Origin of the sequence: Amycolatopsis rubida (genome assembly GCF_900115345.1) — a bacterium.
GTDB lineage: Bacteria > Actinomycetota > Actinomycetes > Mycobacteriales > Pseudonocardiaceae > Amycolatopsis > Amycolatopsis rubida.
In genome coordinates this window covers 538,954-558,700 of the sequence record NZ_FOWC01000005.1, presented here as the reverse complement: position 1 = coordinate 558,700, position 19,747 = coordinate 538,954, and the positions used below count along the sequence as shown (strand labels likewise).

Genomic DNA, 19,747 nt, shown 5'->3' with positions numbered 1-19,747 from the left:
GAAAAAGCCGGTTCGCGAGGGCACCGGAAATTCCTTTTCGCCCGGGAAATAGCGCGAAACGGCGCGTCCGGGCAGATCACAGGCTGATCACTCGGAATAGTGAGGATCGATGTCACGGGGAGTCGCCGGGACCGGTCCGGGTTGCGGCAGACGGCGGAGTGACGGGCCGGTCAAGATCCACTACGGTGACCGGTCGTAGCCGCCGGGCGGGGCGGCCGCTCCGCTTCGGCGGGCGGGTCGCGGTCCGGGCGGGGATTCCCAGGCAGGGAAGGGAGGCGGGCAAAAATCACCGGGTCGGGCGGCGCGTCGCTGCATCTCCACAACATCGGGTTCAACTTCCGCGTGCACCCACCCGATGGGGGCACGGAGCGTAGTCCCATCGAGGGTGTCGCTTACCCTGTGTGGGCTAATCGGGTGACGGCCGGACGCCGGGGCCGAGAGCGCCGGGTAACCGGAATTCCCGGGTCGGGCGGCCGGGTGCGAATCCGCGGCTCCGCGTTCCCGTGTTCCGACTATTTTCCCAGGTCAGCCCTCCGATGCGGAACGCAATAACGCAGGCGGCGATTGGTGTACGATTCTTTGGCCCCAGCCGCCCGCAGCGATCGATAAGGCGCAGACAAGTTGATCTCGACCACCGCCGTGCAGTCCGCAAGTTGCGTCGTGCACGTGCATAGTCCCGGGAAGCCGATCGTCTCCCGGACCGGTGAAGGATCGACCCGGTCGTGCCCGCCCCCGGTCGGACGCGCGGGCAGGCGGACCGCGGGACTCCGCGCCGGGAGCGCGCTGCGCACCGGGAGCGGACGCAGCCGCGGGAACCGCCGACGGGCCGCCACGACGCCGGACAGGGAGTCACTTTCGTGACCGTTGCAGGAGAAGGCCAAGTGCCTGTGGAGAAGCTGCTCGGCCGCCCGCCCCGGCGGCCGCGCTGGTCGTCGGGCTGGCGGGCGGCGTTGCGCTGGCGGGACTGGAGCCTGCCGGTCAAGCTGTCCGCGGTCACGATCGTGCCCATCGTGCTCGCGCTCGTCCTCGGCATCACCGCCATCGCGGGCCAGGTCTCGCGGTCGAGCGACTACCAGCGGATCGACCGGCTCGTCGCGCTGAGCACCCAGCTGCGCGCGCTCACCGACGGGCTGCAGCGCGAACGCACCCAGACCGCCGCCCAGCTCATCGCGGGCACCTCGGGCGTCACCCCGGAACTGAAGTCCGCCCGCGCGGCCACCGACGCCGCGGTCGCGCCGTTCACCGAGGCGGCCGCCCGGGTCGGGGCCGACGGGTCGAGCGTGTCCGGCGCGGTGAACTCGGCGACCGCGCAGGTCAACGAGATCGCGGTGATCCGCCAGCAGGTCGGGGCAGGCCTGCTGAACGCGGCCGAGGCGGTCGGCGACTACAACGCCGTCACCAGCGCGCTGATCGGGGCCGACACCGCGGTGTCGGCGGGCGCGAGCGCCGACGCGCTCGGCAGCACCCCGAGCGCGCTGCACGATCTCGAAGCGGCCAAGGAACAGGTGTCGGTCACCCAGTCCCTGGTGGGCTACGGCATTTCCGCGGGCACGCTGACCCCGCAGCAGCTGAGCGACGTGCGCGACGCGGAACTGCGGTTCGACGACCGGGTCGCCGACTTCAACGCGGCCGCCACCGCGCCGCAGCGCCTCGACTTCGAGAGCACGATCAAGCCGGACACCTCCTACGACCGCAAGCGGATGCTCGGCACCGTGCTCGGCGGACAGGGCATCTCCACCGACGACGCGCTCAAGCGGACTTCGGCGCAGGAGTGGAACACCGCCTCGAACGCGGTGACCTCGCAGCTGACCGAGGTCTCCGGCCGGATGAGCACCGACCTCACCGCCGCGTCGTCCCAGCTGGTCGAGGACGCGGGCAGCAGCGCGGGCCTGCTGGCCGTGCTGCTGTTCGCGGCGCTCGCCGCGGCCGCCGCGGTCGTGTTCGTCATCGCCCGCCAGCTGCTGCGCTCGCTGAAGATCCTGCGGCGGTCCGCGCTGGACGTCGCGGAGAAGGACCTGCCCGAGGCGGTCCGCAACATCCAGGAGGGCCGCGCGCAGAGCGTCGAGGTCGAACCGGTGCCGGTCCAGGTGCAGGACGAGGTCGGCGAGGTCGCGCGGGCGTTCGAGAAGGTGCACAGCCAGGCGCTGAAGCTGGCGACCGAACAGGCCGCCATGCGCGCGGGCTACTCCAGCGTGTTCGTCAACCTGTCGCGGCGCAGCCAGAGCCTCGTGCAGCGCCAGCTGCAGCTGATCGAGCGGCTGGAGCGCGACGAGGAGGACGCCGACCAGCTCGCCACGCTGTTCCAGCTCGACCACCTCGCCACCCGGATGCGGCGCAACAACGAGAACCTGATGGTCCTCTCCGGCGCCGAGCCCGGCCGTCGTTCCGGCCAGCCGGTCGCCACGCACGACGTGCTGCGCGCCGCGGTGTCGGAAATCGAGCAGTACCAGCGGGTTTCGGTGCAGCACCCGCCCGCGGTGAAGATCGTCGGGTTCGCCGCGAGCGACGTCCAGCGGCTCATCGCGGAGCTGCTGGACAACGCGACCGCGTTCTCCGCGCCGGAAACGCAGGTGACGGTCGCGACGCGGCTCGCCGAGGACGGTTCGCTCAACGTCGACATCCTCGACAAGGGCATCGGCATGAACGAGTACGAGGTGGTGGAGGCCAACGGCCGGCTCACCGACTCGGGCTCGGTCGACCTCGCGACCTCGCGCCGGATGGGCCTGTTCGTGGTCGGCCGCCTCGCCGGCCGCCACCGCATCGGCGTTTCGCTGCACGGCGGCAAGGACATCGTCGGCGTGCGGGCCACCGTGGTGGTGCCGCCGGAGCTGGTGATGACCGGACTGGCCGCCGTGCCGGGCGACCGGGCCGAACCCGGGCAGCTGCCCGGGCCCCAGGCGAGCCTCGCCGCCCCGCCCGCCGCTCCCGGCGGACTGCCGCGGCGCCAGCGTCCGGCCGCCAACGGTTCGGCCGTGCCGGGTCTCGTTCCGCAGCAGGGCAGCAACTCCGAGGAGACGCAGCGGTGGCCCTCGGCGGGCGACCTCGCCGGTTTCTCCGGGGACAAGATCGCGCGTCCGCCGTCCGACCTCGAGGTGTCCGGGACCGCGCTGTTCAGCCCGATCCCGCGCGACGACGACCCGCCCGCCTCGCCGCCGCCCGCGCCGAAGCTGCCGCAGACCGTCGATGTCCCGCCGCCGCGTCCGGAGCCCGAGCCGGAGCCTGCCGCGGACACCCGCGACGAGCGCGACGGCGAACTGCCCTCGGGCAAGGACCTGTTCTCCGCGGCCAACGCGACGACGCTGAGCGACTGGTGGAACCAGGCCGCGCAGCAGGTGCCGGAGGTCCCGCCGCCGTCCGCGGCCGAGACGACGATCGAGAACACGCCGATCTTCGACGAGATGCTGTCGGCCTGGTTCCGTTCGCCCGCGCAGCCGCCGCCCGCGGCCGCCTCCCCGGCGGTTCCGCCCGCGTCCGGCACAGCCGCCGCGGAGCCGGCGGCGGACTCCGAGCAGCAGCAGCGCAACTGGGATTTCGCGAGCGACGAAAACTGGCGGACGGTGCAGGCGCTGTCCCAGGTGGAGCCGACCGCGTTCACCAAGTCGGGCCTGCCCCGGCGCCGTCGCGGCGAACAGCTCATGCCGGGCAGCGCCGCGCCGGAACCGGCGGCTCCCGCGGCCGAAACGCCGAGCAGCGATCTGCCGGTCCGCGACCCCGCGGACGTGCGGGGACGGCTGAACAGCTTCCAGCGCGGCGTCACGCGCGGACGTCAGGAAGTCCGCGGGACCACGCCGGAAACCCCGGACACCACAGCCGATTCCCCGGCCGCGGAAGCCTCGGGCGCCGCGGCGCCGGCGGTGCCGTCGCCGGAGCGGGCTCGCGCCCACGACGCGGCGACCCGGCGGCGGCAGACGGTCGCGGGTGCGTTCGGCGTTCCCGCGGAGCAGAACCGCCCCGGCGGGATGCCGCAACGCACCCCGGGGTCGAGCACTCCGCCCGGTGCTGGCGCGCCGGACGCGCCCGCCGGGTTCGGCGGACGGCCCGCGGACGCGGATTCGACGGACGAGACGGCTCCCGTCCCGGCGGTGCCCCCGGCGTTCGACCCGGACGGCGGCTGGCCGCGCCAGGAGCCCGCCGCGCGCACGGAACTGCCCGCGCCGCAACCGAACCGGACTGTCCGGCCGGACAAGCCCGACAGCCTGCCGACCCGCCGCAAGGGTGCGAGCAGCCTTCCGCCCGCTCCGCCGACCGCCGACCCGAACCAGGTCCCGGCTGCCGTGGCCGGGCTCGAGGCCGCGGTCTCCGGCACCGGGCAGACTCCCGCGTCGCAGGCGGCACAGGCTTCGGCCAACGGCCAGACCGCGGCGCCGGAGAAGACCGGCAGCCCGGCTCCGGCGAACCGTCCGGCTTCCGCGCCGGCCGAGTCCCAGGGCACGGAGCAGACCTCCTTGTGGGGCAAGCCCGCCGAGAACCCGGGCCAGGCTGCGCCGTTGACGACGTGGCGTGCCGCGCAGGCTCCGGCCGCCGCGCCGGGTCAGCCCGCGGAGAACACAGAGCAGTCCGGCACGACGGCGGACCCGGCCTCGGCTTCGGCGGCTTCGGCGCAGGGGCTGGCCGGGGGACTGGGCCAGACCCGGGTGCCCGGGCAGAACGTGCCGGGCCAGTCCGCGGCACCGGGCCAGTCGGCGGCACCGGGCCAGTCCGGGTTGCCGGGTCAGCCGCTGGTGCCGGGACAGGCTCCGTCGTGGCAGTCCTCCGCCGGGCAGGACGGCCCGCAGGCCCCGCCGGTGCCCGCCGGCTCCGACGGTTCGGCGAGCCCCGCCCCAGATCCTGCCGAAGCTACCGCTGAGTGGAACTTCGGTTCCGACGAAGGGTGGCGGACGGTCCAGTCGGTGTCCCAGTCGGCACCCGCTTCCTTCACTTCGGCAGGATTGCCCCGGCGCCGCCGGGGAGAACAGCTTCTTCCCGGCAGCGCACCGCCGCCCGCCGGGTCGGCGAGCCCCCGTCCGTCCCGCGATGCGCACGACGTGCGCGGTCGCCTGAGCAGTTTCCAGCAGGGGATCCAGCGCGGCAGGCACCGCACCGCGCAGGCCGCTGAGAAGAACCACGAAACATTGGAGGGTGAATGACCTCGCCGAATGCGGCCCAGCCGCAGCAGAACCAGTTCGGCTGGCTGGTGAACGACTTCGCCGACCGCGTCCCGGGCGTCGCGCACGCGGTCGTCGTGTCGGCCGACGGTCTCCTGCTGACGGCCTCCAACCGGCTGCCGCTCGACCGCGCCGACCAGCTCGCCGCCGTGGCGTCCGGGCTCGTCAGCCTCACCCAGGGCGCCGCCCGTTGTTTCGAGGCGGGCTCGGTGCGCGAGACCGTGGTCGAGATGGAACTCGGCATCATGGTGCTGATGTCCATCAGCGACGGCTCCTGCCTGGCGATCCTCGCCGCGCCCAACTGCGACATCGGGCAGGTCGCCTACGAGATGACGATGCTCGTCGACCGCGTCGGCCAGATCCTGACCCCCGAGCTGCGCGCGCAGCTCCAGGGTGCCGGGGGCTCGCTGATCGGCGAACCGGTGGGATGATGGCGCGATGAGCCAGGGGTCCGGATTGTTCGGCGATGAGCCCGGTACCGGCGGCGAACCCCCGCGCGGGGAGGAGCCCGCCGCCGGGGACGACGGCACGTTCGCCGACGTCCTCAACGGGTTCAGCCTGGATTCGGGCCGCTCGCGCAGAAAACGGAAGAAGAGCGGCAAAGAAAAGAAGGAATCCCAGTCCCCAGTGCCGCCCGCCGCGGGAGCGCACGCGGCAGCGGACCCGCCTGCGGCACCCGTGCCGCAGGCCGACCAAGGAGATGGTGTGACCTCTCTCGTCTCTCCACCGGGCAGTACGGACTCCGACGGCCCCAGACCAGGCGGGCTCTTCGACCCGGGACCGCCGAGCGGCGAGTTCTCGATGCCGTCGGCGATCGTCCGGCCCGAGCGCCACGATCGGGTGGACCCGGCCGAGGAGACTTCGATCGTGCGCCCGTACGCTCTCACCGGCGGGCGCACCCGGGCGAACTACGCGCTCGAACTGGAGACGCTGATCTCCACCAAGGACCATGTCGCCGCGGGGGGCTTCCCCCAGGCGGCGGCGGAGCAGATCGAGAGCATCTCGATCATGGAAGCGTGCCGGACCCCGCGTTCGGTGGCGGAGATCGCCGCGGTGCTGTCGGTGCCGCTGGGGGTGGCGAGGGTGCTGATCAGCGACGCGGCCGACGCCGGCCTGGTCACCGTGCACCGGACGATCTCGGGCCAGGACGGCGCCGAAGCACACTTGATGTTGATGGAAAGGGTTTTGAGTGGACTCCGTCGGCTTTAAGGCACCGCGGGAAACCGCGCCCCCGACCATGACATCGGCGAAGATCGTGGTGGCGGGCGGCTTCGGAGCGGGCAAGACGACCTTCGTGGGCTCGGTGTCGGAAATCGTTCCGCTCACCACCGAGGCGATGATGACCGACGCCAGCCGCGGCATCGACAACCTCGATCAGACCCCGTACAAGACGACCACCACGGTCGCCATGGACTTCGGCCGCGTCTCGCTCGACGCGGACCTGATCCTCTACCTGTTCGGCACGCCCGGCCAGCAGCGGTTCTGGTTCATGTGGGACGACCTGGTGCGCGGCGCCATCGGAGCGGTCGTGCTCGCCGACACCCGCCGCCTCGCGGACTCGTTCGCGCCGATCGACTTCTTCGAGGACCGCGGCCTGCCCTACATCGTCGGCGTGAACACGTTCGACGGCGTGCTGGAACACGACATCAATGATGTGCGCGAGGCGCTGTCGATCGATTCGAGCATCCCGATCGTCCGGTGCGACGCCCGGGAGCGGGAATCGACGAAGCAGACGCTGATCACGCTGGTCGAATACGCGATGCGGCAGTGGATCGCCTTGCGCGCGGCCAAGGCGCACCAGTAAGCGAAAACCCGGGTCACGCTTGGGTGACCCGGTTTTTCCCTGCCTTCGGCGCGTGACGCGGTGCCGCAGCAGGACGCCCGTGTTGTGGAAAGCGCGGGTTTCGACAGGTGCAGTTCCGCGCGGCCGGCGCCTTCGGCGACGGGGCGGTTGTCTCCGCCCAGGACTACCGGGCGGACGCAGACCAGGTACTCGTCGATGAGCCCGCGGCGGCCCAGTTCGGCGGCGAGGGCGTACCCGCCCATCAGGACGAGGTCGCTGTCCGCGGCCGCTCTGTGCTCGGCGACTTCTTCGGCCAGGTCGCCGCTGGCGATCTCGGTGTTCCCGGCTGCCGAGGTCAGGGTGCGGGAGACCGGTTTCGGCTTCTTCCGCCACCGCGGGGCGAAGGCAAGGTCGTGCGGGTGGTCCGAAATGGACTCCGGGTCGGGCCGGTAGCCCGACATCATTTCCCAGCCGCGGCGGCCGTAGGCGAACAGCGCGGCGCGTTCGGACAGTTCGTTCGAGTAGTCCGAAAGCTCCTGGCCCATGAGGGGCCAGTCGAACTCTCCGGCGGGGCCTTCGACGCAGCCGTGGTCGGCCATGGCGGGCTCGCTTCCCTAGCGGGTGCCGGTCATCAGGGGTCGGAGCCGCGACGGCCGCCTGGACATCGTCGCGCGAGAAGGTTCTCAGTACTCCTCTTGGCGATGCCACCAGCTGCGGGGGTCGTAGGCGCGCAGATGCGCGAGGTGGCTCATGGTGTCCACGAGCAGGGACGAGGCCCTTTGAGAGCCGGGTCACTCGGGCTTGGGTTTCCAATAGTAGGAAGTCCTAGTAAATTGGGAGGATGAGCGGCAGCGACCTGTACCGTCCCGCGAACCCGGTCCGGTTCGTCACGGCGTCCAGCTTGTTCGACGGCCACGACGCCTCGATCAACATCATGCGCCGGATCCTGCAGTCCCAGGGCGCGGAGGTGGTGCACCTCGGCCACAACCGCTCGGTCGACGAGGTGGCCACGGCCGCGATCGCCGAGGACGTCCAGGGCATCGCCATCTCCGCCTATCAGGGTGGGCACGTCGAGTACTTCAGCTACCTCGTGGAGCTGCTGAACGAGCGCGGCGCGGGGCACATCAAGGTGTTCGGCGGCGGCGGTGGCGTCATCGTGCGCGAGGAGATCGACCTGCTGCATTCGCGCGGCGTGGCGCGGATCTTCTCGCCCGAAGACGGCTACGAGATGGGCCTGCCGGGCATGATCAACCTGATGATCAAGGCCTGCGACAGCGACCTGTCCGCGCAGCCGCCCGCCTCGGTCGACAAGCTGCTGTCCGGCGACGTGCCGGCGCTCGCGCGGGTGATCACCCAGCTGCAGCGCGAAAACCTGCCCGCGGAATGGCTCTCGGCGATCACCGAAGCCGCCGGGCGGAAGCACGTGCCGGTCCTGGGCATCACCGGCACCGGCGGTTCGGGCAAGTCCTCGCTGACCGACGAGCTGATCCGCCGTTTCCGCCTCGACCAGGAGGACAAGCTGCGCATCGCCGTGCTCGCGGTGGACCCGTCGCGGCGCAAGGGCGGCGGCGCGCTGCTCGGCGACCGGATCCGGATGAACTGCCTCGACGGCTCGCCGGTGTACTTCCGTTCGCTGGCCACCCGCACCACCAGCGGCGAGATTCCGGCCGGGCTGAGCGAGTCGATCCTCGCCTGCAAGGCGGCCGGGTTCGACCTGGTGATCGTGGAGACGCCGGGCATCGGCCAGGGCGACGCGGGCATCGTCGACTACGTGGACGAGTCGCTGTACGTGATGACGCCGGAGTTCGGCGCCGCGTCACAGCTGGAAAAGATCGACATGCTCGACTTCGCCGACGTGGTCGCGATCAACAAGTTCGAGCGCCGCGGCGCCGAGGACGCGCTTCGTGATGTCGCGCGTCAGCTGGTGCGCAACCGCGAGGCGTTCGGCTCCGCGCCCGAAGAGATGCCGGTGTACGGCACGAGTGCGGCGAAGTTCAACGACGACGGCGTGACCGCGTTGTACCAGCACCTGCGCGACCTGCTCGCCGAGCGCGGGCTGTCAGTGTCGGCCGGTACGCTGCCGGAGGTTTCGGGCAAGGTCTCGACGGACGCCAGCACGATCATCCCGGGCAACCGGGCGCGCTATCTCGCCGACATTTCCGAAACGGTGCGCGGATACCACGAACAGACTGAGAAGCAGGTCGCCGCGGTCCGCAAACGCGAGCACCTCGCCGAGGCCAAGGCCGCGCTGTCCGAAGTGGACGCGAGCACCGACGCGCTGGACGGCCTGCTCGCCGCCGCGGAGTCGGATGTGGCCGGCGAAACCGCCAACCTGCTTGAGCGGTTCCGGGCGCTCGCCGCCGAATACCGGCAGGACGAGCTGGTGGTGAAGATCCGCGACAAGGAACTGCGCACCCAGCTGTGGCGGGAAACCCTGTCCGGCAACCGGATCCCGCGCGTCGCGCTGCCGCGCTACACCGAGTCCGGCGAGCTGCTTTCCTTCCTGCGCCGGGAAAACCTGCCCGGTTACTTCCCGTACACCGCGGGCGTGTTCCCGTTCAAGCGCGAGGGCGAGGACCCGGCGCGGATGTTCGCCGGCGAGGGCGACGCGTTCCGCACCAACCGCCGGTTCAAGCTGCTGTCGGCCGATTCCGAGGCCAAGCGGCTGTCGACGGCGTTCGACTCGGTCACCCTCTACGGGCACGACCCGGACACCCGCCCGGACATCTACGGCAAGGTCGGCACCTCCGGCGTCTCCATCGCGACGCTGGAGGACATGAAGGCGCTCTACGACGGTTTCGACCTGACCGCGCCGAACACCTCGGTGTCGATGACGATCAACGGTCCCGCGCCGACGATCCTCGCGTTCTTCCTCAACACCGCGATCGACCAGAAGTTCGCCGCGTTCCGCGAGGAGCACGGGCGCGAGCCGTCCGGGACCGAGGCCGCCGAACTGCGCGAATGGGCGCTGCGGAACGTCCGCGGCACCGTGCAGGCGGACATTCTCAAGGAAGACCAGGGCCAGAACACCTGCATCTTCTCCACCGAGTTCAGCCTGCGGATGATGGCCGACGTGCAGGAGTGGTTCATCCAGCACGGGGTGCGCAACTTCTACTCGGTGTCGATCTCCGGCTATCACATCGCCGAGGCCGGGGCGAACCCGATCTCGCAGCTGGCCTTCACGCTCGCCAACGGGTTCACCTACGTGGAGTCGTACCTGGCGCGCGGCATGGACATCGACGATTTCGCGCCGAACCTGTCGTTCTTCTTCTCCAACGGGATGGACGCGGAGTACTCGGTGCTCGGCCGGGTCGCACGGCGGATCTGGGCCGTGGCGATGCGCGAGCGCTACGGCGCGAACGACCGGTCGCAGAAGCTCAAGTACCACGTGCAGACTTCCGGCCGGTCGCTGCACGCGCAGGAGATGAGCTTCAACGACATCCGCACCACTCTGCAGGCGCTGTGCGCGCTGTACGACAATGCGAACTCCTTGCACACCAACGCGTTCGACGAGGCGATCACCACGCCTTCGGAGTCGTCGGTGCGCCGCGCGATGGCCATCCAGATGATCATCAACAAGGAGTGGGGCCTGTCGAAGAACGAGAACCCGCTGCAGGGCTCGTTCGTCATCGACGAGCTGACCGACCTGGTCGAGGAGGCCGTGCTCACCGAGTTCGACCGGATCTCCGAACGCGGCGGCGTGCTCGGCGCGATGGAGACCGGCTACCAGCGCGGCCGGATCCAGGACGAATCGCTGCTGTACGAACGCAAGAAGCACGACGGCTCGCTGCCGATCATCGGTGTCAACACCTTCCGCAACCCGAAGGCGGGCGAGGACGACGTCGAGGTGGAGCTGGCCCGCGCGACCGAGGACGAGAAGCAGTCCCAGCTGCGCAGGCTCGCCGATTTCCAGCAGGGGCACCGCGAGGAGGCCCAGCAGGCGCTCAAGGCGCTGCGCGACGCGGCCACCCGCGGCGGCAACCTGTTCGACGTGCTGATGGATGCCGCGCGGGTGTGCTCGCTCGGTCAGATCACTGAGACGTTCTTCGAGGTCGGCGGCCAGTATCGGCGCAACGTCTGAGCTGTCACGCCCGGTCGGCGGCCAGCCGCCACATCGGGACGAGGACCCGGCCCTGCTCGTCGACGTCCAACGCGTCGAGCGCGGCCGGGTCCGGTTTTTCGTCTTCCGAGACGGCGGAGACCGCGGCGACCAGGCCCTCGCGGCTCATCGCGGTGGTGTAGACGGCTGGTTCGAGCACGCTGATCGTCCAGCCGTTGCCGACCGTTTCGCGCAGATTCTGCTCGGTGATCCGGTATGGCACCGGGAAGTTCGCCGGTACTGCGTCGGAGAAGCAAAAGATGTTCAGCCGCGCGCCGGGCTTGGTCGCTCGCACGAGCGCCGCCACGTACGCGTGGCGCTGTTCTTCATCGAGACAGTGGTAGAGCGCGCTGTCGAGAACCGCGTCGAAGCGGCCTTCGTGCCCGTCGAGCCGGGTTGCGTCGGCCTGGTCGAAGGTGACGTCCAGGCCGCGCTTCGCGGCGGTTTCGCGGGCCCGTGCGAGCGCGGTCGGCGCACCGTCGAGACCGGTCACGCGGTGTCCGCGAGACGCGAGGTACATCGCGTTTTCGCCTAGGCCGCAGCCTATGTCGAGCACTTCGCCGCGGAATCCGCCGTCCGCCTCAAGCGCGACCACCGCGGGCTGCGGGCCGGCGATGTCCCACGGGACCTTCTCCCCGATCGGGGTATTGCCCTGGTACATGTCCTCGAAGTCGACGTCCGTCACGTCCATCCGGAGCCTCCTATTCAACGGTTGATGATTTAACGCTAGCGGACCGGGCCGGTGATCTGTCAACAGCCCGCGGGAATACCTGCCCGATCCGCGGAGTAGAAGGAGGCATGGATTTCGGGATCTCGACGTTCGTGACCGACGAAGGCATCCGGCCCGACGTGCTGGGCGAGGCAGCGGAGGAGCGCGGGTTCGCCTCGCTCTTCCTCGCGGAGCACTCGCACATCCCGGCGAGCCGCGAAACGCCGTACCCCGGCGGGGACGAGCTGCCGCGCATCTACTACCGCACGCTCGACCCGTTCGTGGCGCTGACCGCGGCCGCGGTGAACACTTCCGGCCTGGTGCTGGGCACCGGCGTGGTGCTGCTGATCCAGCGCGACATCATCCACACCGCGAAGGAGGCGGCGTCGCTCGACCTGGTCTCGCGCGGCCGGTTCGCCTTCGGCGTCGGAGCCGGGTGGAACCGCGAGGAAATGGCCAACCACGGCACCGACCCGAAGACGCGGGGTGCGCTGCTGAACGAGCAGATCGCCGCGCTGAAGGCGATCTGGACCCAGGAGCAGGCGGAGTTCCACGGCAAGCACATCGACTTCGACCCGATCTTCGCGTGGCCGAAGCCGGTGCGGAAGCCGCATCCGCCGATCCTGGTCGGCGGCGCGAGCGACGCGGCGCTGAAGCGGCTGATCGAGCACGGCGACGGCTGGATCCCGAACCCCGCGGTGTCGCCGGACGACGTGCGCCGCGTGCGTCGGCAGCTCGCCGACGCGGGACGCGGGGACCTGCCGTCGCAACTCTTCGGCGGACCGGCCGACGCGGACGCGATCAAGCAATACGCCGACGCCGGGCTGGACCACTACGGGTTCATGCTGCCGACGCTGCCGGAGGCGGAAACGCTGGCGCTGCTGGACGAATACGCCCGCCTCGCCGCCGCTTTCCGGGCCGAGTGACGTGCCGTGAAGGACTCCTCACGGGAATCAGATTCCCGCGAGGAGTCCTTCACGGACGTTCAGCGGGGGAGGCCGAGCACGCGTTCGGCGGCGGCGGACCGCAGGACCTGCGTGGTGCCGCCCGCGATGGACAGGCAGCGGGTGAGCAGGAACTCTTGCGCCGCCGGGGTTTCCGCGACCAGCTCCGGCGCGAGGTCGAGGGCGAACTCGGCCGTTTCCTGCCGATGCCGGACCCCGAGCAGCTTCGCGACCGACGATTCCGCACCCGGTCCGAGGCCGTCCAGCTGTCGCAGCGTCGCCCGCAGGTCGAGCACCGAGCACGCGCTGCCCTGTCCGATCAACCCGCCGAGCCGGTCGCGATCCACGTCCTCGGGCGCGGATTCCAGCAGCGCCTCCACGTTCTCGCCGACCGCCGAACCGCGGCCCAGTGCGACGCGTTCGTTCGCCAGCGTCGTGCGCGCGAGCTTCCAGCCCGCACCGGGTTCGCCGACGACATCGGCGTCCGGAACGAAGACGTCGTCCAGGAAAACCTCGTTGAACACGCTCCGCCCGGTGATCTCGCGCAGCGGTCGCGTGGTGATGCCCTCGGCGCGCATGTCGACCAGGAAGTACGTGATTCCCTTGTGCTTCGGCACCTCCGGGTCGGTGCGAGCGAGACAGATCGCCCAATCCGCTTCGTGGGCCAGCGACGTCCACACCTTCTGCCCGGTCAGCAGCCAGCCGCCGCCGGTCCGGCGCGCCACGGTGCGCAGCGACGCCAGGTCCGAGCCGGCGCCGGGCTCGCTGAACAGCTGACACCAGGTCACTTCCCCGCGGAGTGTCGGCTTGGCGAAGCGTTCGCGCTGGTCGTCGGTGCCGTGCGCGAGAATCGTCGGCACTGCCCAGCCGCCGATCACCATGTCCGGCCGCCGAATGTCCGCCGCGGTCAGTGCGGCGTCGATCCGCAGCTGTGCCGCCGCGTCCGCACCCATGCCGTAGGGCTGGGGCCAATGCGGGGCCAGCAGTCCCGAGTCCGCGAGTGCGGTGCGGCGCTTTTCTTCCGGCAGGGCAGCGATTTCCGCGACCAGGCGGGTCACTTCGGCGTCTTCGCCGACGTTTACTCCGAGCGTCCGGCGCTTCCCGGCCAACGCCAGGTCCGCGGCCCGCTGACGCCACTTCTGGGAACCGCCGAGCCACTGCCGCAACGCCAACGCGCGCCGCAGGTACAGATGCGCCTCGTGCTCCCAGGTGAACCCGATTCCGCCGAGCACCTGAATGCAGTCCTTCGCGTTCTCGACGGCGGCGTCCAACGCCACCGCCGCAGCGCTCGCGACGGCCAGCGGATCGCCGGCCGACGAAGCCGCGTCCCACGCCAGCGCCTCGGCCGCTTCGGTGCGGCACAACATCTCCGCGCACAGGTGTTTCACTGCCTGGAAAGCGCCGATCACCTGGCCGAATTGCTCCCGGACCTTGGCGTACTCGACGGCCGTCGTCAGGCACCAGCGCGCCACGCCCGCCGCTTCCGCGACCGCGAGCGTCGCCGCGAGATCGCGGACGTCCGGCAGGTCCAGCACCTCGCCTGGCACGTCGGCCCCGACCCGCCCCAGCGTCCGGGAAAAGTCGAAGGGAGCCAACGGTTCCACCGCTGTTCCGGGCGGAACCAAGACGGACCGATTGCCGCGCGGCACGAGCAGCCACGTCCCGTCGTCCGCGCCGGGCACGGTCGCCGATTCTGCCAACTGCACCGCGACCTGCGCGGTGCCGTCGGCGATTTCGGCGGCGAGTTGCTTCGAATGCTCCGCGAGCAGCAGCCCGGCCAGCGCGGTGCTCAGCAGCGGCCCCGGCACCAGCGCTTCCGCCGCGGCGGCGAGCCCGGCCGCGAGATCCGCGACAGTCCCGTCCGCGCCGTTCACCGACGCGGGCAGCGCGACGCCGGTGAGGCCGAGCGCGGCGAACCCGTCCGGCAGGCCGGCCCCAGCGGTTTCGGCCGCGCGCACAGCGGCGACCGGATCGTGCGCCGCCGCCCAATCCCGCACGGCGGCGGCGAGCGCGGTTTGTTCCTCGGTGAGCGCGACCGGCATCGGTCTCCTCCTCGCGGGGTACAGAGCTACTGGTGAGTGTAGAACGTGTTACAGTTTTTCCGCCAGGTGGTCGAGAGTTGAACCTTTCTCCAGGGCGGGTACGCTGAGCCGGAAACTGGAACGAGTTCCGCAAGACTGCTTGCGTGCCGACAGAGGGGAAGACGATGCCGGGGAAGGCGAAGACGCCGGCGAAAACGCGGGCGAACGGCCTCGGCGCGATGGGCGAGGAACTGGGCTCCGCGGCCCAGCGGGACCGCCGCCGCCGCATCATCGACGCGACGCTCTCGCTGGCCTCCAAGGGCGGCTACGACGCGGTGCAGATGCGCGCGGTCGCCGAGAAGGCCGACGTCGCGCTGGGCACGCTGTACCGGTATTTCCCGTCGAAGATTCACCTGCTCGTGTCGGGTCTGGCGCAGCAGTTCGAGGCCGCGCACGAGAAAATCCAGCGCAGCACGATCCCCGGCGAAACCCCCGCCGAGCGGCTGATGTTCGTGCTGGGCCGCAACACCCGCCTGATGCAGCGCGATCCGCACCTCACCGAGGCGATGGTGCGCGCGTTCATGTTCGCCGACACGTCCGCGGCCGCCGAGGTCGAACTGGTCGGCCGCCTGATGGAGGACATGTTCGCGAGCGCGATGGGCATCGACGACCCCACCGAGGCGGACCGCGACATCTTCCACGTGGTCGCCGACGTGTGGATGGCGAACCTGGTCGCCTGGGTGACCCGCCGCGCCTCCGCCGCCGATGTGGCCAGCCGCCTGGAACTCTCCGTCCACCTGCTCCTGGACAAATAGCCGTCGGTGCGGGCCACCCTCACAGACCCTGATTCCCTGAGGGTTCCCCTCACGACCCGCTCGCTCGCCACCGCCGCCCGGGATGCGTGGGAGCGCTAGCCCCCGCCGCCTGCGAGACCGCCGCCGATGCACTCAGCGAACGGTGCAGCCACACCACCCCCGCACCCCGATACGAAGCTTCCCTGCAGACCGTCAGCACAATAAGCTTCGGGGTGCCCCGCGCAACCCCTCAAAAAACAATGTCGCCGCCAGGCGACGAGCGGAACTGTCGGACCCACGCGTTACCGTGCGCGGGTGGAGTTCGACCAGACCACCCAAGCCACCTACCTCCCCTCGGATCCCCCGCGAGAGGGAGTTCTGGCACTGTGGGGCGACGAGATCGAGGGGGACACCCCGATCCAGCTCGTCCTGCCCGGCGGCGGGAAATTCGCCCGCACCGAGGTGGTGGCGCGGCTCGTGCCGCTCGCGCAGGCCATCCCGCGGCTGCTCGTCGTACCGGACGAAACCAGCCCGGCGCTGTCAGCGTGGTCAGCGGTGGTCAACGCCGGAGTGAATCTCGTGGCGCGCGGCCGCTTGCGTCCGGCGTCGACCCCGAGCGGCCTGGGCACCTGGCGAGTGGGCCCGCTGGACGCGGCCGACGAAGAACTCCTGCGCGGACTCGCCGCCGCGTTGCCGCCCGAAGCGCACGCGCTGCCGCTGTCCGGCGTGAAACGAATCCGCCTGCACTCGCCGGAATCACTGGTTCGCGCGGTGTGGGACGCCGCGGCGGACGTGCTCGTGCGCAGTCCGGCGGCCGCGGTCGGGTCCGGTGGGGCAGCGTTCGCCGAAGCGCGGCCCACGCTGCTGGATCCGGACGGTGCGGCCTGGCTCGCCGAGCTGGAAGCCCGCAGCCCGGACGGCGCGCGACTGCTGCTGCGGATCGAAGCGGCCGAGGAGGAATTCTCCGGAGTACTGGCCGTCCGCTCGTCCCTTGAACCGAGTCTGGTCGTCGAAGCGGCCACGTTGTGGGACGCTCCCGAAGCGGTGTTGCACCGGCTGGGCGACCAGGTGGAAACGCAGCTTCTGCTGGGGCTGCGGCGAGGTGCGCGGGCCTGGCCGCCGCTGGGGCGGATCCTGTCCGAACCGGCGCCCGCCACGCTCCCGCTGTCCGACGACGAGGTCCTCGACCTGCTCGGCACCGGTGCGCGTGACCTGGGCGGCGCGGGCATCGAAGTCCTGTGGCCCAAGGATCTCTTCTCCGGAGAGGTGCGGGCGAAGGCGAGCGTCACGCAGGCTCCGGCGAGCGAATCCGGTCCCGCGTTCCCGCTCAACGGCCTGCTGGAGTTCCGCTGGCGGCTCAGTCTCGGCGGCAGCGACCTCACCGACGAGGAGGTCTCGGTGCTCGCCGAGGCCAAACGTCCGCTGGTCCGGTTGCGCGGGCAGTGGGTGAAGCTCGATCCCGCTCTGCTGGCGCGGATGCGGGCCCGGCGCTCGCGGCTGACCGGTGCCGAAGCGCTGGCCGCGGCGCTCACCGGCGAGCTGGAGGTCGACGGCGAACGAGTCGAGTTCGCCCCGCGACCGGCGTTGGCCGGGCTCGCCGAACGGCTGCGGGAAAGGGAACCCGCGCCGGTCGGGGAACCGGCGGGGCTGATCGCCACTCTGCGGCCGTATCAACGCGCTGGGCTGGGCTGGCTCATCGCCATGACCGAACTCGGTCTGGGCGCCTGCCTCGCCGACGACATGGGGCTGGGCAAGACAATCCAGCTCATCGCCCTGCACCTGCACCGCCGCGCGCGGGCCGCGGGTCCGACGCTCGTGCTGTGCCCGACGTCGTTGCTGGGCAACTGGGAACGCGAGTTCGGCAAGTTCGCGCCGGACGTGCCGGTGCGCCGGTTCCACGGCGGCGGACGGCACCTCGACGATCTGGCTCCGGACGAGGTCGTGCTCGCCACGTACGGGGTGCTGCGCCGCGACCGGGAGCTGCTGTCCGAAGTGGACTGGGGCATGGTCGCCGCGGACGAGGCGCAGCACGTCAAGAACCCGTTGTCCGCCACGGCGAAAGAACTGCGGCAGGTGCCCGCGGCGGCCCGCGTGGCGCTCACCGGAACACCGGTGGAGAACCGGCTCACCGAACTGTGGGCGCTGCTCGACTGGACCACGCCGGGGCTGCTCGGTCCGCTGGAGAAGTTCCGGCGCACCGTGGCGCGGCCGATCGAACGGGACCGGGACGAGACGGCCACCGGAAGGCTGGCTGCGACAGTCCGGCCGTTTCTGTTGCGCCGCCGCAAAACCGATCCGGACATCGCGCCGGAACTGCCGCGGAAAACCGAGACCGACCGGTACGTCCCGCTCACCGCCGAGCAGACCACGCTGTACGAGGCGGTGGTCCGGGAGAACCTCGCGCAGATCCGGGAAGCACAAGGGGTCCAGCGCCGCGGCCAGGTGCTGAAGCTGCTCACCGAACTCAAGCAGATCTGCAATCACCCGGCGCACTACCTCAAGGAAAGCACGGGCGCGCTGAGCGGGCGGTCGGGCAAGCTCGCCGCGTTCGAGGAACTGCTGGACGTCATCCTCGACGAGGGCGAGAGTGTGCTGGTGTTCAGCCAGTACGTGCGGTTGTGCCGGTTGCTGGAGCGTCGGCTCGCCGAACGCGGGCTGCCGGCCGCGCTGCTGTCCGGCGAGGCCGGGCCCAAGCAGCGCGACGAGATGGTGGCCGCGTTCCAGTCCGGCGAGGTGCCGGTGTTCCTGTTGTCCCTCAAGGCGGGCGGCGTCGGGCTCAACCTCACCCAGGCCACGCACGTGATCCACTACGACCGCTGGTGGAACCCGGCGGTGGAGGACCAGGCCACCGACCGCGCGTACCGGATCGGCCAGGACCGGCCGGTCCAGGTGCACCGGCTGATCGCCGAGGGCACGCTGGAGGAACGCGTCGCCGCGGTGCTGGACACCAAGCGCGGGCTGGCCGACGCGGTCGTCGGTGCGGGGGAGGACTGGATCACCGAACTGTCCGACGACCAGCTCGCCGACCTCGTCCGGCTCGGGAGCGGCTGATGCCGCCGCGGCGGACGTTCGGGCGCCGGTGGTGGGGCCGGGCGTGGGTGGAGGCGCTGGAGCAGCGCGCCGAACTGGATCCGAACCGGCTGCCGCGCGGGCGGACGTACGCGCGCAAGGGCGTCGTCGACCAGCTGGCGATCAGCGCGGGCGAGATCACCGCGTGGGTGCGGGGAAGCCGCCCGGACCCGTACCGCGTCGCGATCCGGATGCGCGAGTTCAGCGCGTCGGAATGGGACAAGCTGCTCGACGTCGCCGGTCGCCGCCTCGGGCACGCCGCGGCCTTGCTCGACGGCGAACTGCCGGAGGAACTGGCCGTCGGCTCGCGCGAGGCCGGGGCGGACCTGCTGCCTGGTCCCGGCGATCTGCGGCCGCGGTGTTCCTGTCCGGACCGCGCGAATCCGTGCAAACACGTGGCGGCGGTGTACTACCTGGTCGCCGACGAGGTGGACGCCGATCCGTTCGTGCTGTTCACCCTGCGCGGCCGGGGCCGGGACGAGGTTTTGGCTCAGCTGCGCGAATCGCGGAGCACCGGCGCTGCTCGTCCGGCTCGCGCGCCGGAGGTCGGGCTGACGCCGAAGAAGGCGTACGCGCGGCGGATCGCGCCGCTGCCGCCGCTGCCCGCGATCCCCGGCGAACCCGGTCCGCCCGCCGTGCTCGACCTGGACCCGCCCGCTCGCTCCGGCCTGACCTCCGCTGGCCTCGCCGCGCTGGCCGCCGACGCCGCCTCGCTTGCGCTCGACCTGCTGCACACCCGGGATGCCGTGGCGGACTTGACTTTCGCCGAGGACCTGGCCCGTCGGGCCGCCCGGCCGGGCGCGGACGTGTTCGGGCTCGCCGCTGCCGCCGAGGTCGCGCCGTCGGAGCTGATCGTGTCGGCGCAGGCGTGGCGAGAAGCGGGCCGGAGCGGGCTGGCGGCGCTGCGGGAGGTCTGGAGTCCCGGATCCGGGCCCTTGGCGGTGGCTCGTGCGGAACTCGCGGAATTGCCGGGGGAGGTGAGGGTGTGGCGCAACCGGGTGACGGCCGGGCCGGTGCAGCTGCGGTACGGACGGGACAGCCGGTGGTACCGGTTCGTGCGCGTCGCGGGGCAGTGGTGGCCGGACGGACCTCCGGCCGGGCAGCCGGTCGATCTCGCCTACCCGGCGGAGAGCCGGCTCACTGACGCGGAGTGAAACGAGACGGTCCGTCTCGTTTCGTGCTAG

11 protein-coding genes and 1 pseudogene are annotated in these 19,747 nt (G+C 71.1%); 9 read left to right on the top strand and 3 right to left on the bottom strand.

Going from position 1 to position 19,747, the window contains the following annotated elements; translation table 11 throughout:
* The first annotated feature begins 857 nt into the window (after nucleotides 1-857).
* Genes BM362_RS23075 through BM362_RS23060 form a run of 4 tightly spaced genes read left to right on the top strand, consistent with a single transcriptional unit; the run spans nucleotide 858 to nucleotide 6,948 of the window.
* On the top strand, nucleotides 858-5,126 hold the full coding sequence (locus tag BM362_RS23075; RefSeq protein ID WP_425285723.1) for a sensor histidine kinase: 4,269 nt from the start codon (nucleotides 858-860) through the stop codon (nucleotides 5,124-5,126).
* Nucleotides 5,123-5,575 (top strand): roadblock/LC7 domain-containing protein, encoded by a 453-nt coding sequence (locus BM362_RS23070; RefSeq protein ID WP_037809909.1) that lies wholly within the window; start codon nucleotides 5,123-5,125, stop codon nucleotides 5,573-5,575. Before BM362_RS23075 ends, BM362_RS23070 begins: the two co-directional genes overlap by 4 nt.
* A gap of 7 nt (nucleotides 5,576-5,582) precedes the next feature.
* A complete protein-coding gene (locus BM362_RS48315) occupies nucleotides 5,583-6,353 on the top strand; it encodes a DUF742 domain-containing protein (RefSeq protein WP_198545266.1) in 771 nt (256 codons plus the stop codon).
* Complete coding sequence (locus BM362_RS23060) at nucleotides 6,334-6,948, top strand: GTP-binding protein (protein ID WP_093574469.1); 615 nt, start codon at nucleotides 6,334-6,336, stop codon at nucleotides 6,946-6,948. The genes BM362_RS48315 and BM362_RS23060 overlap by 20 nt, the downstream gene beginning before the upstream one ends.
* A gap of 164 nt (nucleotides 6,949-7,112) precedes the next feature.
* On the opposite strand, the pseudogene BM362_RS50320 reads toward BM362_RS23060, so the two are convergent.
* Nucleotides 7,113-7,388, bottom strand: a pseudogene (locus BM362_RS50320) (dihydrofolate reductase family protein); the annotation flags it as partial.
* Between the two features lie 380 nt (nucleotides 7,389-7,768).
* Here BM362_RS50320 and icmF point away from each other — a divergent pair.
* Nucleotides 7,769-11,008, top strand: a complete 3,240-nt coding sequence (gene icmF, locus BM362_RS23050; RefSeq protein ID WP_093574468.1) for a fused isobutyryl-CoA mutase/GTPase IcmF — start codon at nucleotides 7,769-7,771, stop codon at nucleotides 11,006-11,008.
* Between the two features lie 4 nt (nucleotides 11,009-11,012).
* Here icmF and BM362_RS23045 read toward each other — a convergent pair whose 3' ends face one another.
* Nucleotides 11,013-11,717, bottom strand: a complete 705-nt coding sequence (locus tag BM362_RS23045) for a class I SAM-dependent methyltransferase (protein ID WP_093574467.1) — start codon at nucleotides 11,715-11,717, stop codon at nucleotides 11,013-11,015.
* Between the two features lie 107 nt (nucleotides 11,718-11,824).
* Between BM362_RS23045 and BM362_RS23040 the strand changes: the two genes are divergently transcribed.
* Entirely contained in the window at nucleotides 11,825-12,661 is an 837-nt protein-coding gene (locus BM362_RS23040) for an LLM class F420-dependent oxidoreductase (protein ID WP_093574466.1), read from the top strand.
* A 59-nt stretch (nucleotides 12,662-12,720) separates the two neighbouring features.
* On the opposite strand, the gene BM362_RS23035 is transcribed toward BM362_RS23040, so the two are convergent.
* Nucleotides 12,721-14,721 (bottom strand): acyl-CoA dehydrogenase family protein, encoded by a 2,001-nt coding sequence (locus BM362_RS23035; RefSeq protein WP_093574465.1) that lies wholly within the window; start codon nucleotides 14,719-14,721, stop codon nucleotides 12,721-12,723.
* A gap of 164 nt (nucleotides 14,722-14,885) precedes the next feature.
* Here BM362_RS23035 and kstR point away from each other — a divergent pair, with 164 nt between their 5' ends.
* The 3 genes from kstR to BM362_RS23020 all read left to right on the top strand — a co-directional run bounded on the left by kstR (nucleotide 14,886) and on the right by BM362_RS23020 (nucleotide 19,717).
* Nucleotides 14,886-15,515 carry a cholesterol catabolism transcriptional regulator KstR gene (gene kstR / locus BM362_RS23030; RefSeq protein WP_093574464.1) on the top strand — a complete coding sequence of 210 codons (630 nt, stop codon included), beginning with the start codon at nucleotides 14,886-14,888 and terminating at the stop codon, nucleotides 15,513-15,515.
* 294 nt (nucleotides 15,516-15,809) lie between these two features.
* Nucleotides 15,810-18,545: a DEAD/DEAH box helicase gene (locus tag BM362_RS23025; RefSeq protein WP_093574463.1), complete on the top strand. Its 2,736-nt coding sequence runs from the start codon at nucleotides 15,810-15,812 to the stop codon at nucleotides 18,543-18,545.
* Nucleotides 18,545-19,717 (top strand): SWIM zinc finger family protein, encoded by a 1,173-nt coding sequence (locus tag BM362_RS23020; protein ID WP_093574462.1) that lies wholly within the window; start codon nucleotides 18,545-18,547, stop codon nucleotides 19,715-19,717. The genes BM362_RS23025 and BM362_RS23020 overlap by 1 nt, the downstream gene beginning before the upstream one ends.
* Nucleotides 19,718-19,747 lie beyond the last annotated feature (30 nt).